Origin of the sequence: Lacticaseibacillus sp. 53-4 (genome assembly GCF_016861805.1) — a bacterium.
In the GTDB taxonomy this organism is placed as follows: domain Bacteria; phylum Bacillota; class Bacilli; order Lactobacillales; family Lactobacillaceae; genus Lacticaseibacillus.
Window position 1 is genome coordinate 152,269 of the sequence record NZ_BOLT01000001.1, and the last position, 15,909, is coordinate 168,177.

General features: G+C 55.3%; 11 protein-coding genes and 2 tRNA genes. 2 read left to right on the forward strand and 11 right to left on the reverse strand.

Going from position 1 to position 15,909, the window contains the following annotated elements; genetic code table 11:
- The first annotated feature begins 57 nt into the window (after nucleotides 1-57).
- Nucleotides 58-1,398 (forward strand): metallophosphoesterase, encoded by a 1,341-nt coding sequence (locus JUF21_RS00770; protein ID WP_203662558.1) that lies wholly within the window; start codon nucleotides 58-60, stop codon nucleotides 1,396-1,398.
- A gap of 34 nt (nucleotides 1,399-1,432) precedes the next feature.
- On the opposite strand, the gene JUF21_RS00775 is transcribed toward JUF21_RS00770, so the two are convergent.
- From JUF21_RS00775 to JUF21_RS00815, 9 genes are all read right to left on the reverse strand, one after another.
- On the reverse strand, nucleotides 1,433-3,226 hold the full coding sequence (locus tag JUF21_RS00775; RefSeq protein ID WP_203623259.1) for an ABC transporter ATP-binding protein: 1,794 nt from the start codon (nucleotides 3,224-3,226) through the stop codon (nucleotides 1,433-1,435).
- Entirely contained in the window at nucleotides 3,201-4,943 is a 1,743-nt protein-coding gene (locus JUF21_RS00780) for an ABC transporter ATP-binding protein (protein ID WP_203623260.1), read from the reverse strand. The genes JUF21_RS00775 and JUF21_RS00780 overlap by 26 nt, the downstream gene beginning before the upstream one ends.
- A gap of 172 nt (nucleotides 4,944-5,115) precedes the next feature.
- Nucleotides 5,116-5,199, reverse strand: a tRNA-Leu gene (locus JUF21_RS00785).
- A 138-nt stretch (nucleotides 5,200-5,337) separates the two neighbouring features.
- A complete protein-coding gene (locus JUF21_RS00790) occupies nucleotides 5,338-6,288 on the reverse strand; it encodes an ATP-binding cassette domain-containing protein (protein WP_125755057.1) in 951 nt (316 codons plus the stop codon).
- Nucleotides 6,278-7,393 carry an ABC transporter ATP-binding protein gene (locus JUF21_RS00795; protein ID WP_125755058.1) on the reverse strand — a complete coding sequence of 372 codons (1,116 nt, stop codon included), beginning with the start codon at nucleotides 7,391-7,393 and terminating at the stop codon, nucleotides 6,278-6,280. The genes JUF21_RS00790 and JUF21_RS00795 overlap by 11 nt, the downstream gene beginning before the upstream one ends.
- A 14-nt stretch (nucleotides 7,394-7,407) precedes the next feature.
- A complete protein-coding gene (oppC, locus tag JUF21_RS00800; protein ID WP_203624824.1) occupies nucleotides 7,408-8,355 on the reverse strand; it encodes an oligopeptide ABC transporter permease OppC in 948 nt (315 codons plus the stop codon).
- A gap of 3 nt (nucleotides 8,356-8,358) precedes the next feature.
- Nucleotides 8,359-9,867 (reverse strand): ABC transporter permease, encoded by a 1,509-nt coding sequence (locus JUF21_RS00805; RefSeq protein ID WP_203624825.1) that lies wholly within the window; start codon nucleotides 9,865-9,867, stop codon nucleotides 8,359-8,361.
- A gap of 115 nt (nucleotides 9,868-9,982) precedes the next feature.
- Nucleotides 9,983-11,950: an ABC transporter substrate-binding protein gene (locus tag JUF21_RS00810; RefSeq protein WP_374706422.1), complete on the reverse strand. Its 1,968-nt coding sequence runs from the start codon at nucleotides 11,948-11,950 to the stop codon at nucleotides 9,983-9,985.
- Between the two features lie 437 nt (nucleotides 11,951-12,387).
- Nucleotides 12,388-12,471: transfer RNA gene (locus JUF21_RS00815), tRNA-Leu, on the reverse strand.
- Nucleotides 12,472-12,570: 99 nt separating this feature from the next.
- On the opposite strand from JUF21_RS00815, the gene JUF21_RS00820 reads away from it, so the two are divergent.
- Complete coding sequence (locus tag JUF21_RS00820; RefSeq protein WP_239061416.1) at nucleotides 12,571-13,401, forward strand: NAD(P)H-hydrate dehydratase; 831 nt, start codon at nucleotides 12,571-12,573, stop codon at nucleotides 13,399-13,401.
- 35 nt (nucleotides 13,402-13,436) lie between these two features.
- Here the strand turns inward: JUF21_RS00820 and JUF21_RS00825 are convergent, their stop codons facing one another.
- Both JUF21_RS00825 and JUF21_RS00830 read right to left on the reverse strand, forming a co-directional pair.
- Nucleotides 13,437-14,147 (reverse strand): pseudouridine synthase, encoded by a 711-nt coding sequence (locus JUF21_RS00825; protein ID WP_203662543.1) that lies wholly within the window; start codon nucleotides 14,145-14,147, stop codon nucleotides 13,437-13,439.
- 5 nt (nucleotides 14,148-14,152) lie between these two features.
- Nucleotides 14,153-15,784, reverse strand: coding sequence for a polysaccharide biosynthesis protein (locus tag JUF21_RS00830; RefSeq protein WP_203624828.1), 1,632 nt, complete (start codon nucleotides 15,782-15,784; stop codon nucleotides 14,153-14,155).
- Nucleotides 15,785-15,909: the final 125 nt, after the last annotated feature.

The following is a 15,909-nucleotide window of genomic DNA, read 5'->3' on the forward strand; positions in this document are numbered from 1 at the left end:
GCACGACTAGTTGCGGTACAATCGAATCATCGAATACAACTGGGGTGAAGCGACATGATGAAATGGCTGGTCAAAATTGGTGGGGCGCTGCTGGCACTGGTGCTTTTGGCATGGGGGCTGACTGCGGCGGTTCCTCAGCGCACGCAAGCGGCCAAGACACTGACCAACAGCCGCACCCCCACTTTCTGGGTGCTGTCTGACGACCATTTCATTGCCCCGGCGCTGCACGACAACCGAACCGCTTTTCGGGAGATCCAGCAAAGCGCCGCCGGCAAGGACCTGAAGTATCAGCCCGTCGCCATCCGCGCGTTGGTGCATGAGGCGCTGACCGCAACGCCTCGGCCGACCGCGGTCATTCTTACGGGTGATGTCACGCTGAACGGCGCCAAGGCCAGCGCCGAAAGCCTGGCCAAGCGCTTGTCCCCGCTCCAAAAGGCCGGTATTCACGTGCTGGTCATCCCCGGCAATCACGACATCTATGACGGCTGGGCCCGCAAATATCAGGGCAAGCAGCAGCTGAAGGTGGAACAGATCAGCCCCACCGACTGGCGGAATATTTTCAGCGATGGCTATCGCAATGAAACCAGCGAAGACGCAGACTCGCTCAGCTATACCGTGAACTTAAATCGCGATTACCAGCTGATCATGCTTGATTCCAACATTTACACCGTCCAGCCGAGCAACCGCAACCCAAACACCGGTGGCGAGCTAAAACCGGCCACCATGAGCTGGCTGCGCAGCCGGCTGGCCGCTGGCCAAAAAGCTGGCCGCACCAGCCTGGTGTTCATGCACCACAACCTTTACTCACACAACGCGATGGTCAATCACGGTTACGTGCTGAACAACGCCCCCGCCCTGCGGAAGCTGCTGACGACGTATCACGTCCCGGTCGTTTTCTCCGGCCACATCCACGCGCAAGACATCAAAAGCGGCAGTCAGCCCGGCGAACCGGTCGAAATCGTTAATGGCGCGTTTTCTATTTCCCCTGGGGGCTACGGGGTGGTTCAGCTCACCCCCACCAAGCTGACTTATGATCGCAAGGCAGTGAACGTGCTGCCAGTCCTGAGTGCGAAGCAGCGGCAAAACCCGGACCTAAGGCATTACCAATCCTATCTGAAGCGATTATTCTTGCAAAATGGCGAGGCGCTCGCGCTGAACAGTCTGTACGGGAAAAAACTGAGTCCCCAAGAGCAAGCCGCCGGCGTCAAATTTCTCGGCCAGCTCAACTGGCGGTTTTTTACCGGCCAGGATAGCCTCTCAAACGCCCAAGCGGCTAGGCTACGCGAACAACCTGGCTACCAGGTCGATAACCAATTACCGAGCCTCCACCGCTACATGCAATCGATCATGCAGGATAAGGACCGCAACGACCTGCATCAAGTCATTCCCACCAAGTAAAAGACCAGCCGACGCTTGAGCGCCGACTGGTTTTTTACTGCTGGTCAAACTGACTGTTATAAAGCGCGGCATAGGCGCCGTTTTGCTTGAGCAGGCTTTCGTGGGTCCCGTGTTCAACCACCCGGCCGGCATCGATGACCAAAATCTGGTCCGCGTGGCGAATGGTCGACAGGCGATGCGCGATGACAAAGCTGGTCTTGCCTTTCATCAAGCTGGTCATGGCACGCTGAACGTCCGCCTCGGTGTTGGAGTCGATCGAGGCTGTGGCCTCATCCAGCACTAGCACTGGCGCCTCCGCAATAAAAGCGCGGGCGATGCTGAGCAGCTGCCGCTGGCCTTGCGAGATATTGTGCGCGTTTTCTGACAGCACCGTGTCATAGCCGTCTTTCAACTGGCGGATAAACCCGTCAGCATGGGCGTGCTGGGCCGCCAGCACCACGTCATCGTCGCTGGCAGACGCTCGCCCCAGCCGGATATTCTCGCGGATCGACAGTTGGAACATGTAAGGCTCCTGTTGCACTACGGTAATCAAGTGCCGCAAGTCGGCTCGCCGAATTGTCGTCACGTCGCGGCCGTCCAGCAGCACCCGGCCGGATTGCAGTGGGTAAAGATTGGTCAGCAAATTCATGATGGTGGTCTTGCCCGCGCCGGTTGCCCCTACCAGCGCGATGGTCTGGCCAGGTTCAGCAACAAGGTTAATGTCGTGCAAAATCTGGCGGCCCGGTTCATAGGCAAAATCAACGTGCTCAAACTCAACGTGCCCGGTGGTGGTTTTAACTGAGACCGCCTCTGGGACATCTTCCTCAGGCTGCTCATCGATCACCTCAAAGACACGCTCAGCCGAAGCTAGCGACAGCTGCAGCGTGTTGATCAAATTCAGCACATTGTTGATTGGTCCGGTGAAATTACGCAGGTAAATCAGAAAGGTGAAGATGATCCCAACGGTGATGGTACTGCTGCCGGTGAGCATCGAAATTGCCCCTGCCGCAGTGATCGCCAGGTACGCCAGGTTGTTGGTCCCGTTGTTTACCGGCCCGATGAAGCTGGACACAGACTGCGCGATAAAGGCGGCATGCGTGTATCGCGCGTTGGTCTGATTAAACGTCGCCATTGTGTCTGCCTCATGGTCAAACAGCTGAACCACCTGCTTACCCGACACCGATTCTTCAATTTGCGTGTTTAACGCACCCAGCGCCTCCTGCTGCGTCGTGAAGGCCTTTTGGGTGACCTTAGCCGCGGCGCGGGTGAACAGGTACGTCAGCCCCGAAGCGGCCAGCGCAATCAGCGTCAGCAGCGGCGACAGCACCAGCATTGCCGCCCCCATGCCAACAACGGAAACAATCCCCGTAAACAGTTGAACGAAGGTCTGCATCATGGCGGTGTTGATGTTGTCCACATCGTTAGTCAGCCGCGACATCACATCCCCGTTATCATGCGTGTCAAAGTAGCGCATCGGCAGGCGCTGCAGATTGCTGAAAATGTCGCGCCGAATGTCCGCTGACGCCTTCTGGGCCACTTTCACCGTCACCGAATTCTGAAAATAGGTGAACACCGCTGAAAGCAGGTACATCACACCGAGCACCAAGCAAATGACATAAAGTAAATGCAGCTTGCTGGCCTTGAGAAACTGATCGACGACAATGCCGTTGACCCGGTTGCCAATAATGGTGGCTGCAGTGGTGAAAATGGTCAGCCCAAAAACAATCAACAGCTTCCCGCGTGCAAAGCCAATGTAGCCTAGAATCCGCCGGGCCGTCTTCTTCCAGTCCGTGACTTGCGCCTTTTCCTGGTGCAGGTTGTGCCTAGGCCCGTGATTCATCACTTGCATCAAAACGTCCTCCTCCCAGCTGAGTTTCAACCAATTGCGCGTAAAACGGCGAACTAGCCAACAGCTCCTGGTGGGTGCCCCGGGCCGCTAGTCGGCCTTCCTGCATGACCAGGATCTGGTCGCACTGCAGCAGGTTGGCCACGCGCTGCGAAATGATCAGCGTGGTGCGGCCGCGCCGATGCTGAACCAGGCGCTGCTGAATGCGGGCATTAGTGGTTTGATCGACGGCACTGGTCGCATCGTCGAACACCAGAATATCGGGGTCTGGCACGGCCGCGCGCGCGATGTTCAGCCGCTGCCGCTGGCCTCCGGAGAAGTTCTTCCCGCCCTGCTCAACCGGCGCATCATACCGCTTGGGCAGCGGATCGATGAACTCATCCGCGTCCGCCAGGTGCGCACCGGCGGCCAGCTCGGCATCGGTGGCCGCCTTGTCGCCAAAGGTCAGGTTGTGCCGCACCGTCCCGGAAAACAGCATGGCGTCTTGGGTGGCCACGGTCACCTTGTGATGCACCGCCGCCAAGTCGAGCTGCTGGGTGTCCACGCCGCCGATCTTAATGGTGCCGGTATAATCATCAAACCCGCGGGTCAGTAAATTGATCAAAGTTGACTTGCCAGAACCAGTGGTGCCGATAATGCCGAGCCACTGCCCGCTTGGCACGGCGAAACTGATGCCATCCAGAATGGGCTTGCTTTGATCGTAGCCGAACGAGACGTGATCAAACGTCACACTCGAATCCTGCGGCGCACCAGCAGCAGAACCAACCTGCATCTCACCGGCCTGCTCGCTGAGGACCGCCTGAACGCGCGTCGCCGACGTGATTGCCCGCGAAAACGCGGTGATAATATTCACCGTCATGACCATCGCGTTAGTGATCTGAATCATGTAATTGATGAAGGCAATGATTTGTCCGTCAAGAATCACGCCGCCAACGTCCAAGGTGCCCCCGTAGGCCAGCGCAATCACGACCCCCAAGTTAAGCAGAAACTGGATTACCGGAGCCAGCGGCACAGTGGCCATGGACGCGCGCACGGAACTGTTCAACAGCGCCGTGTTGGTCTGCGTGAACTGATCTTGCTGGTGTTTTTCTAACACGAAGGCTTTGATGGTTTTAGCGCCTTGAAGGTTTTCGCGCATCACGCGGTTCATGTTGTCCGTTTTGTTTTGCATGTCCGTGTAAAACGGCAGGCTGCGCCGCATCACCAGGAGTGTGTACACCAGCAGAACTGGCAGGATCACGAACAAGATCGGGGCGAGGCGGGGTGACACAAGCGTCGACATGACCACGCCGCCAAGCATCAGCATCGGTGCCCGCACCATCCCCCGGGTCATCATCATCACCAAATTCTGCATCTGGGTCACGTCGTTGGTGATGCGGGTGATCAAAGTTGCTGGCGGCAGACCGCCCGCCGCGCGAGAATTTAAGGCAATGGTCAGCATTTTCGTGCGCAGGCTTTGCCCCATGTGCAGTGAGGCATAATTGCCCAAGACGCCGGACCCGCCCCCAGCGCAGATGCCGATCAACGCGAACATGAGCATCAGGGCCGCCGTTTTGAGCACGAACTGCATATCCCCCTTGGCCAGTCCTGAGTCCACAATGTCCGCCATCATCGTCGGCTGCTGCAAGTCGCAGAAGACCTCAATCAGCATGACCAGCGGGGCGAGAAAAAATGTCAGGCGCACCTTGCCATGCATATTTTGCATCAGGATTTTAAACACCTTGCCACCTCCACGAAAAAAGCGCCACTGAACCCAGGCCTAGTAAGGACTAAGGATCCGTGGCGCTGCTTGAAATGTTCATAAGGTCAGTTTACTGCACATCGGCCGGCTGTCAAATATTTAAGGCTACAAAAAACCGGCCATTTGAGAATGGCCGGTTCATCAAGCCTGATGCCGCAAACAGGAGTCGAACCTGCACAGGGAAAACCCTACAGCGACCTGAACACTGCGCGTCTGCCAATTCCGCCATTGCGGCAGCAACAACCAGTATTATACCAAGCGTTGCCCGTTTTTGCCAACGATGATTGTCATCGACGCCAAAAATCCCCGCTCAGATGAGCGGGGACAAGTGTTGGGCATCATTCAGAGGGGGCCGAATGACGCCATAGTGCCATTAGAGCTGACCTTGTTCCTTCAACTCTTTGGTGTAGCGGGCCTCTTCCTCTTCGTTGCAGTAAACGTAGTGGCCAGGCTTGATCTCGACAAACTTCGGCTTGTCGGTTTCGTAGTGGTGCATGCTTGGGTCGTAGACATACGACTTGCGCGTGCGGGCAATTTGCGGATCCGGCACCGGCACAGCCGAAAGCAACGCTTCGGTGTACGGGTGAATCGGGTTCGTGAAGAGCTCTTCAGTGGGTGCCAGCTCCAAGATTCGGCCGGCGCGAATGACTGCGATCCGATCGGAAATGAACCGAACAACGGACAGGTCATGCGCGATGAACAGGTACGTGACGCCTTGTTCACGCTGGAACTTCTTCAGCAGGTTCAGCACCTGCGCCCGAATGGAAACATCCAGCGCGGAAATCGGCTCGTCGGCCACCACGAGGTCCGGCTGCATGATCAGCGCACGGGCAATCCCAATACGCTGACGCTGGCCACCAGAGAATTCGTGGGGGTAACGGTACAGCTGTTCTGGCAGCAACCCAACTTCCTCAAGCATCGTGCGGACCTTTTTGACGCGATCTTCTTCGGAATCGAACAGCCCATAGTTGTACAGGCCTTCCGAAATGATGTAGTCGACAGTCGCGCGGTCGTTCAACGAGGCGGACGGATCCTGAAAAATCATCTGAATCTTGCGCTCGATCGAATGCTTTTTCCGTTCGGAGATTTTACCGTTGATCTGCTCGCCTTCAAAGGTAATGGTGCCTTTTTCGGTCGGGTTGATGCCCAAAATAGCGCGGCCAATGGTGGTCTTGCCAGAACCGGACTCGCCAACCAGCGAGAAAGTCTCGCCCTTGAAAATGTCAAAGTTGACATCCTGAACGGCGACAAACTTATCTTTACCTGAGCCAAAGGAGATCTGCAGATCCTTCAGGCTGACAATTGTTTCTCGATCATTCGCCATCTGCATCGTCCTCCTTCTTGTCGCTTAACGTGAGATCCAAGTTCTCCAAGTGAGACTCGGCCACCGTCGCGGCCATCCGTTCATGCAGGTTTTGGATCAGTTCCGGCTTTTCCGTCTTCGGCGCCCGCGGGTCCAAGAGCCAGGTCTTGGCATAGTGAGTGTCGGAAACCTTGAAGAACGGCGGATCGGCCTTAAAATCGACCTTCATCGCCCACGGATCACGCGGCGCAAAGGCGTCACCGACAATGTCCTTGTACAGACTTGGCGGCGTGCCTGGAATTGAGTACAGCTGGCCGCCTTTTTGCGCCAACTGCGGCAGAGAAGAAAGCAGGCTCCAGGTGTACGGGTGACGCGGATCATAGAAGATCTCGTCGCAGGTCCCGTACTCGATGATGCGGCCGGAATACATGACGGCGATGCGATCGGCAATCGACGCCACCACCCCCAGGTCATGCGTGATGAAGATGGTCGTGAACCCATCTTCCTTCTGCAAAGACTTGATCAGATCCAGAATCTGGGCCTGAATCGTGACATCCAGCGCCGTCGTTGGCTCGTCGCAAATCAGGATGTCAGGCCGGCATGCCAGGGCAACGGCGATGACAATGCGCTGCCGCATCCCACCAGAATACTCAAAGGGGTACTCATTGTAGCGCGCTGCCGCATTCGGAATACCGGTGCGGTTCATCAACTCGATGGCGATCTGCTTGGCTTCCGCCTTGGACTTGCCTTGGTGCTTGACCACAACTTCTGCGATCTGAGATCCAATCGTCCGAATCGGGTCAAGCGAAGTCATGGGATCCTGGAAAATCGTGGCAATTTCATTACCGCGAATGCCTTCCCACTGCTTATCCTTGGTCAGCTTTTCCAGATGCTTGCCCTTGTACACGATCGTGCCACCGGCGATTTCACCATTTTCTTCCAGCATCCCGGTGAAGCTCTTGGTCAAGACTGACTTACCGGAACCGGACTCACCAACAATGGCCAGCACTTCGCCCTTGTAGAGATCCATCGAAACATGGTGAATCGCCTTGAGCGTCTTGCCACGGACATGGAAGTGAACAGAGAGGTCGTCAATTTTTAGAATTGGTTCTTTTTCGTCACTCATTGTCACTCCCCCTTTTATAAGTGTGTGCGCGGATCTGACGCATCAGCCAGCCGCTGGCCGACCAAGTACAGGGAAACCGCGATCAGCGCCAGCACAATCACTGGCAGCCAGAACAGGTATGGATAACTCGTCATGTAAGGCGAATACTTCGAAATCAAGCGGCCCAGCGACGGGGTGCTTGCCGAAAGCCCAACCCCTAAGAAGGAGAGGAACACTTCGTAAGAAATGTAGGACGGCAGCGACAGCGAGACCTGCGTGACAATGACGGATGTCAGGTAAGGCATAATGTTGCGCAGGACCATGCGGCCCAGCCCAGTGCCGAGCGTCTTGGACGCGATGTTGTACTCACGGTCACGCATGATCATGACCTGAACCCGGATAAAGTACGCCGTGCCAAGCCAGCCGGTGACAGTCATGGCGAAAATCAGGTTCCAGAAGCCCGCCCCGAAGGAGTAGGACAGCACCATGATGATCAGCAGCTGAGGCACGTTTGAAATGACGTTGTAAACTTCCAACATGATGCGATCGAGACCCTTGGAGGTGCCCCAAATCGCGCCAACTGCAACCCCGATGACCGTCGTGATCAAGGTCGCAATGACGGAAATTGAGATGGAAATTTTGGCGCCGGCCCAGATCGCGTCAAACAGCGATTGCCCGTTGTCATCGGTCCCAAACCAGTACTTGGCATTCGGCCAATTATACCGCGCCCCGAAATCATTGATCTTGGCCACGTTGTTCAGGGAATACCCCGAAAATGACGGCTGAATGAACGACATCAGTAGAATCGCCAACATTAACAGCAACAGGAAAATGGTGACCTTACTAGAGAAGAAGGCACGACCCACAGAACCCCAGTAGGAATATTTTTCTGTATCCAGTTTTTCGGTTTCCAGCTTGTCGATCTCAACCGGGGTAAAGTCGGAGTCCAGAATTTCTGGTTGAGTAGACTCTTTATCAGCCATAGGCTATTCCTCCCCCTTCGATGTGTCAGACGACGACAACTTGATCCGCGGATCAACCAAGACCATGGCAATGTCGCCAAGCAGCACTGACAAGACGGCAATCGTGGTGAAAATGAAGACCAGTGCGATCACGACCGCATTATTGTGTTGGGAAATCGAATCTGGCAGCATCTTCCCCATCCCAGGAGCAGCGAAGATTTCTTCGGTCATGGTAGCCCCACCAATCAAGCCGATGATGGAGCCGGGAATGCCCTGAACGATTGGAATCGAGGCATTCTTGAAGATATGCTTGGTGTAAATCTCACTTTCGTTCAGACCCTTGGCCTTCGCGAATTTCACGTAATCGGACTTCTGCTGGTCGATCATGTAACGCCGGAACCAAATGACCAGCCCGGACACACTCAGCAGCCCTAAGACCACTGATGGCAGAACCCAAGAGCGCCAGTTCTCAGCGCCCAAAGTCGGGAACGAATCCGGCAGGCCGAATAGCGTGGCACCCAGATAACGGAAGACGTAGATAAAGGCCAAACTTGGCACGGCGATCAGCACGGTGACCACGAAGGTCCCGGCCCGATCGAACCACTTGCCCTTTTTCCGTGCCATGTAAATGGCGACCGGAATCGCAATGGCATAGGAGATAACAAGCCCAACCAGCCCGGCCCGCACGGATGTCCCAATCATTGATGGATCGCGATTGATCTGTTCGGTGCTGGTGTAGTCGTCCTTGTACTGCTCAAACGCTTCGGGATCACGGTGCTTACGCGGCTGGTAGGCTCGCGTGTAAACATCATCCGAGGTGACAAGCTTCCGGCCATTCGGGAAGGTCTTGGTAATGCTATCAGCAGGGCCTTGGCCGCCGCCGATTACCTCACTGACGGGTTCGCCAGCATAAGACGGGTAGGAGGTCCCGAGGTTGAACTTCAGGAAGTTCTCGTGAATGTAAGGGAACTTCGAGTTGAAGTAAAGTTGGTAACGATACTTCGTTCCTGAACCAACGACCGCCCAGCCGACCAGCGGATCGTGCTTGATCTTCAGGTAGCGTGGCAGATTCGGGTTCTTCGGGTCGTGAATGGCCCATGGGGTATCGATTTTGATCATGTTGCCGTAGAAGCGGCCGAGCCGTTCCCAAATCGGCAGATCACGAGTGGCATAGTAGTCCTTGCTGATCTTGAAGCGATGCAAGGTATAGCCATTAGCCTTCGTCCATTTTGCGAACGCGGCTTGGTTGGAGGCGGTATGGGCGGCAGTCACAGTGACCTTCGGGTCGGCTTTTTCGACCGTCTTGATCAGGGACCTGGTGTCCATGTAATCGATATAGTTCATTTTTTCGTACGCGTTGTTCTTGTAATCAGTCAGCGAGTCCGGCTTCGAGGACAACTTGTTGATCATCGGATCCTGCTTGAACACGTCCCGGCGTGGGATCATGGTGTAAATCAGGATGAATGTCAGGGTCGTGACCAGAAAGATACTCACGATTGAACGAAGTACGCGAAAGAACAGATACTTCTTCATGTGCGGTTCCCCCTCTTATCTTCATTAAAGAAAAAGGGCTAGTCACATTATCAGTGTGCTAGCCCTTTAACACGCCTAAGTTCAAAGAGCTTATCGAGTCAGCTCAAAGCTTAGTTTACTTGTCCTGTTCCTTCGCAATTTCAGCGCGCTTTGCAGTCCACGCCTTGAGTGCTTTGTTAAACTGAGCAGTCGTTACAGGCTTAGCTTGCAGCTTCGTCCCGTCGAACCGAGATGAGCCGGCGCCAGTCCATGACTTCTTGCCAGTGAATGGAACAACTTTCGTTACAGAAGGAGTACCGCCCAGAGAATTGATCGGAATCTGAACACCTGTGCTCAGCAGGTAAGCTTCAGCCTTGGCAAATGCCTTGTTGCGGGCGTTCGTATCGGTTGTGATGGCTTCAGCCTGGTTGACCAGCTTTTCGTACTGATCAAGACCAGCGGCCTTAGCAGCGGCTGCGTAGTCTGCTTTATCAGCAGCAGAAGTCAGCGCGGAAGCTGGGGTCAGGCCCAAGGTGTTCAGCAGCGCACCGCTAGATGGCTTGTAGATGTCCAGGTAAGTGGAAGGATCCAAGTAGTCAGGGCTCCAACCAGAAGCATTACTGATATCAAAGTCTGATTGTGCACCGGTTGCAGCTTGGTAAGTCCCAGCCAGGTACTTGTCTTCAGCAGCTTGGATAATGTCGATTTGAACATTGTCCTTGCCCAGAACAGATTCAACCGAGTTCTTGAAGGACTTGGCCTGGTTCAGCTGCAGCGCCTGCTTTTCCTCTTCAGGAAGATCAAGCTTGATTGGGAAGGAAACCCCTTCGGCCTGCAGTGCTTTCTTCGCCTTGGCGAATTCAGCCTTGGCAGCAGCCTTGTTGTAAGTCCCATCCTGTGCGTCGGTCAGGTCCATGTCCTTGTACTCGGAGCCCAATGCGTGAAGATCACTCTGCGTGAAGGTCCCGATGTTCTTGCCGTCGGCCTGAACGAAGGTAGGCGGGATGAAGGAGTTACGCAGCGACTTCGTAGCACCAGCGGCGCCAGTGGACTGCGCGTTGTACGCGGTCTTGTCGAACGCGAACTGAATTGCCAAACGGAAGTCCTTGTTCAAAACAGCCTTCTTGGTGTCAGCCTTTTCCTTGTCCGTCTTCTTGTCAGTCATGTTGTATGACTTACGATCCAAGTTGAAGGTCATGTTGTAGGTCGAAGCGTCTTGCGGGCCCCAAACAATGTCCTTCTTGTTAACATCCTTGTAACCAGGCAGGTTCGGATATACCCGGGCCTGACTGAAGTCACCCTTTTGGAAGGACTTGTACAAAGCGTCTGGGTTTGACCCATCGTTGTAGGTTTCCTTGACGTCGGTGATGTGGACGTCCTTCTTGTTCCAGTACTTCGGGTTAGCCGTGTACTCGATGACAGACTTCGAAGTGAAGTTCTTCAGCAGGTATGGGCCATCGTAGAGAATCCCGTTAGCCTTTGGCTGGCCATAGCTCTTGCCCTTTTCAGCCAAGAACTTGGCGTTGACTGGCTCCAAGATGCCGTATTGCAGCTTGGAGTTCCAGAATGGTTCAGCCTCATTCAAGGTGTACTGGATCTTGTTGTTGCCAACGACTTTGATGCCAACCTTCTTGAAGTCCTTCGTCTTACCATTAACGTAATCATCCAACCCGACAATCGAGTTTTGAACGATGTACAACGTTTCGGACTTCGCCTCGACGGCGTGCTTCATGCCAGTGATAAAGTCTTGCGGCTTAACAGTGGCATAAGTGTTGCCCTGACTGTCGACCCACTTGACACCCTTGCGCAGCGTGTAAGTGTAGGTCTTGCCACCATTGGTGACCTTGTATGAACTTGCCAGGCCTGGGACGATTTCACCATACTTGTTGGTGGTCATCAGAGGTTCCTCGAAGTTGGCCAAGTGGTCACTGTTGGTTGCACGGCTGGTGACCGAGTAATCAAAGTTATCCGGATCAGTCGAATAGACATAGTTATAAGTGCTGGTTGAGGTACCGTTGCTGCTTGCTTTATTCCCGCAAGCTGCGAGCAGTGTGGCCAACGTCAATGCGACGACCACCGCGCCTCGTTTCTTATTCATCTTCATACACATAAGCCTCCAACCTATGAGATAGTTCCCAATTCCGCCTCTAACGTTCTTGAGAATATCTAAGATTATAAATTGATTAGAGGGGGGTGTCAAGCATGTGTGGAGATTTTTCGCGAACAAATGCGATTTTTCCTTGAACAATTCAGGCTGGCGCTGGGGTTGAAGCACCTTTTTTTGACCACTTCACGCTGATTTTTGCCGATTTTCTGGTGTCTACCGCTCCTTCACCAGCCCCGCTCTCTCAGCATTTGCTAAGTATTAAAGGATTCTAAGCCGCCCAGTCGGCTTCTTAGAATATGCAAGGAAGACCGCAATATTTAAAATCGAGAATATTTTTCCCGCGTCGATTCAACTGCCTGGTTTTGAAACACCTGGTGTAAAAATGACACAAAAAAACTGGTCATCTCTTGATGACCAGCCTGCTTGATGCCTGATGCCGCAAACAGGAGTCGAACCTGCACAGGGAAAACCCTACAGCGACCTGAACACTGCGCGTCTGCCAATTCCGCCATTGCGGCAACAACAGGATTAAGTATATCAACCAAAGGCCTGCTTGCCAACCCTTTTTTGAAAAAAGCCGGGTAATGCTGCGGTATAATGCTCATGAGGTGAGCATTGTGAAGAAAATTCCGGCATCCTGCATCAACCAAGTGGTTCAGCCGCGGCCGCCAGAGAGCCACAAAGGCACTTTTGGGCGCGTACTCGTGATTGGCGGCAGCGCCCAGTTTGGTGGGGCCGCAATCATGGCTGCCAGTGCTGCGGTTTATAGTGGCGCGGGCCTAGTCAGCGTTGCCACCGACCCGGTCAACCGCACGGCACTGCATGCCCGCCTGCCCGAGGCCATGGTCATCCCCTACGATGATCCCGAGGTGAAAAAGCTAATCCCAACCATGGACGTGGTCGCCATCGGGCCAGGGCTTGGCACCGATGAACTGGCAGCAACGATTCTGACGCGGGCACTCGAAGCGCTCACTGAGTCGCAGACGCTCATTATCGATGGCTCCGCAATCACGCTGATTGCCGACCGCCAGTTGGCGGTCACTCACGCGAAAACCGTGTGGACCCCGCACCAAATGGAATGGCAGCGGCTGTCAGGAATTACCATCAAGGATCAGGATGAGCACTCGAATCAACAAGCCGCCGCCAAGCTGCCTGGCACTGTGATCGTCAAATCGCACCGCACTCAGCTATTCACCCCGACGACCAGCTACGAAAACCCCCTGGGCACGCCGGCGATGGCCACTGGCGGTATGGGCGATACCTTGGTGGGCATTCTAGCCGGCTTCACTGCTCAATTTGGCCTGAACGACGCTGCCCTTTGCGCGGCAGTCTATGCCCACAGCGCCATCGCCGAAGCGCTCGCCAAAACGAATTATGTCGTACTGCCTTCCGCGCTGATCCAGCAGCTGCCCCAGTACATGCAGCAGGCCGCGACAACTCGGGCCTGATACGCAAAAAGTCGAACCACCCGCGGGTGATTCGGCTATTTTTTTGCCTCCAGTAAGGCGGCCAGGTCTGCTTCTGTCAGCTCGCGATACTGCCCTGAAGGCAGTGACGCTGGCAAGTGCAGCGGGCCCATCTGAATCCGCTGCAAGGCGGTCACTTGGTTGCCAACCGCCTTCAGCATCCGCTTCACCTGGTGAAACTTGCCTTCATGAATCGTTAACTCGATCAACCGGCCTTCGCTGCCTGGCCGCACTGCCACCGTCGCCGGAGCACTGGTGAACTCTTGGAAGGTGATCCCCTCGGCCAGCTGGTCCGCCATGGCTGGCGTCAGCGCAGCCGCCAGCGACACCAGATAAGTCTTGGGCACGTGGCGCTTGGGCGAAAGCAGGGCATGGCCCAACGCCCCATCGTTGGTCAAAAGCAGCAGTCCAGTAGTATCTTTGTCCAACCGGCCGACGGGATAAAGGCCTGGTCGCCTGTCTGCCGGCGCGATCAAGTCCAACACTGTCTTCTGCGTGGCATCGGAATTGGCGGTTAAAACCCCGCTAGGCTTGTTCATCAAATAGTACACCTGCAAGCAGCCGCCCACCGTTTTCCCGTCGACCGTCACAGTCGCGCCAGGCCCCACTGACACGCTGCCGTTGCGCACCTTTTGCCCGTTGATGGCCACCCGGTTGGCTTTGATCATTTTTTTGACGTCACTGCGCGTGCCGTATTGCAGATTGGCCAAGTAGCGGTCTAATCGCATCGGCGTCACCTGATGTGCAGCCGCGCACGCAGCCGCCCGACGCGCTCGCCCAGCACCATATCGGCCAGCCGCGTTTTGAGCAGCGCATACCCGTAAATCAGCACGCCGATTGGCACGGCAATCAGCAAGGCCACAACGGCCCCAACTGCGCGCTCAGGCGCGATCACGAGTCCAATCAGCCACACGAGCAGTCGAACCACCACGGCCATCACGGCTGAAAACAGTGTGATGCCGAGCAGCCGCCGCGCAGTCTGGCGCAGGCGAACCGGGTACCGCTGACGCAGCGCCTGAATCATTAAGACGCTGGAGACCAGCATACCAGCCAGGGTCGCGACCAGCGCTCCCCAGACGTTCAGAAAGTAAATCAAGGGCCACTGCAGCACGACCTTGACCACCATCCCGATCAACATGTCGTAAATCGCGACGCCGTTGTGAAACAGCCCCTGCAGGGCCGCGGCGAGCACCGTGAACAGCCCCATGGCAACGGCAACAAAGGCCGACAGGACCAGCAGGCGAATACCCAACTGATCATAGGAGTAAAAGACCACGTACAGCGGTTTGGCCACCGCCGCCATGCCAAGCGCGCATGGCACCATGACAATGAAAAACAGCTGAAGCAAGTTGGTGACTTGTTCGCCGATGGCGTGCTTATCCCCCCGGGTCTTCGCCCCGGACAGCAGCGGCAGCACGGTCGACGCCATGGCAACAGCCAGACTGATCACGATCATAATCAGTTTGTTGGCATTGCCAGCGTAAAGCGTGAATAGACTGTTCAGCTCCTGCGTGGTCGCCTGCCAGTGGCTGGCCATCATGGGATTGAAGGTATACTGATCAAACAGATAATAGAGATTGATGCCAGAGCCGATGACGATGAACGGCACCGCCTGGGCGATGATTTCCTTCAGGATCCGAGGCGTCGAGATCTTGACAGCATCGGTCGAGCCGGCGACCAAAGTCTGAAACTTTTGCCGGCGCGACACCAACACCAGCACCAACAGCAGCAGGCCGAACAGTGCCCCGACAAACGCCGCAAACGTTGACTGTGAGGCCGCGTCCACGTAATTATGACTGCCGAGCACCATGATGGCATATGTCATCACCAACATGTAAATCACTCGCGCGACTTGCTCAACCAGCTGAGACAACGCAGATGGTGCCATGTCGCTGTACCCCTGGAAGAATCCGCGCAGCGTACTCATCACCGGAATGATCAACAGCGGCCAGGCCAGCGACCGATACACCTGAGTCAGCGCGGCATCGCCCAGCGCCAGCCACGGGGCCAACACCCACATCAGACCAAATGACAGCAGCCCCATGACGCCCATTAAAATGGTGCCCTGCCGAAACAGCCGGACGCCGGTGCGGTACTCGTTCATGGCATTATAATGGGCCACCTGCTTGGAAATTGCCCCAGGTACACCGGCCGTCGCAATGGTCAAGAAGATGCTGTAGATGTTATAGCCCTTAGTAAACAGGTTGTTGGCCGCCAAAAAGGCCGCACCCAGCCAGATGCGCCATGGAATGATATAAATCGCCCCGAGTACGCGGGACAATATGCTTCCGGCCGTCATCCAAGCCGAACCGCGCAGCATTTGCTCCTGCGCGTTCGGTGTTTTGACCTGCGGATTTTTTGCCATGCCGTTACCCCAATTTTCTACAGAAAGATGTGTTTATCGTTGCGGATCAGATTAGTCTCTATTTTAAGGGAAGCCTCGGCCCCTTTCAATTGGAACCCCAAGACGTTAGCAATCCGTAAGTTTTC

What these genes read in the sequence shown, in the direction of transcription:
- JUF21_RS00770 (WP_203662558.1), top strand. Translation starts at nt 58, where the DNA reads ATGAAATGGCTGGTCAAAATTGGTGGGGCGCTGCTGGCACTGGTGCTT.
- JUF21_RS00775 (WP_203623259.1), bottom strand. Translation starts at nt 3,226, where the DNA reads ATGCAAGTGATGAATCACGGGCCTAGGCACAACCTGCACCAGGAAAAG.
- JUF21_RS00790 (WP_125755057.1), bottom strand. Translation starts at nt 6,288, where the DNA reads ATGGCGAATGATCGAGAAACAATTGTCAGCCTGAAGGATCTGCAGATC.
- JUF21_RS00795 (WP_125755058.1), bottom strand. Translation starts at nt 7,393, where the DNA reads ATGAGTGACGAAAAAGAACCAATTCTAAAAATTGACGACCTCTCTGTT.
- oppC (WP_203624824.1), bottom strand. Translation starts at nt 8,355, where the DNA reads ATGGCTGATAAAGAGTCTACTCAACCAGAAATTCTGGACTCCGACTTT.
- JUF21_RS00805 (WP_203624825.1), bottom strand. Translation starts at nt 9,867, where the DNA reads ATGAAGAAGTATCTGTTCTTTCGCGTACTTCGTTCAATCGTGAGTATC.
- JUF21_RS00810 (WP_374706422.1), bottom strand. Translation starts at nt 11,950, where the DNA reads ATGAAGATGAATAAGAAACGAGGCGCGGTGGTCGTCGCATTGACGTTG.
- JUF21_RS00825 (WP_203662543.1), bottom strand. Translation starts at nt 14,147, where the DNA reads ATGCGATTAGACCGCTACTTGGCCAATCTGCAATACGGCACGCGCAGT.
- JUF21_RS00830 (WP_203624828.1), bottom strand. Translation starts at nt 15,784, where the DNA reads ATGGCAAAAAATCCGCAGGTCAAAACACCGAACGCGCAGGAGCAAATG.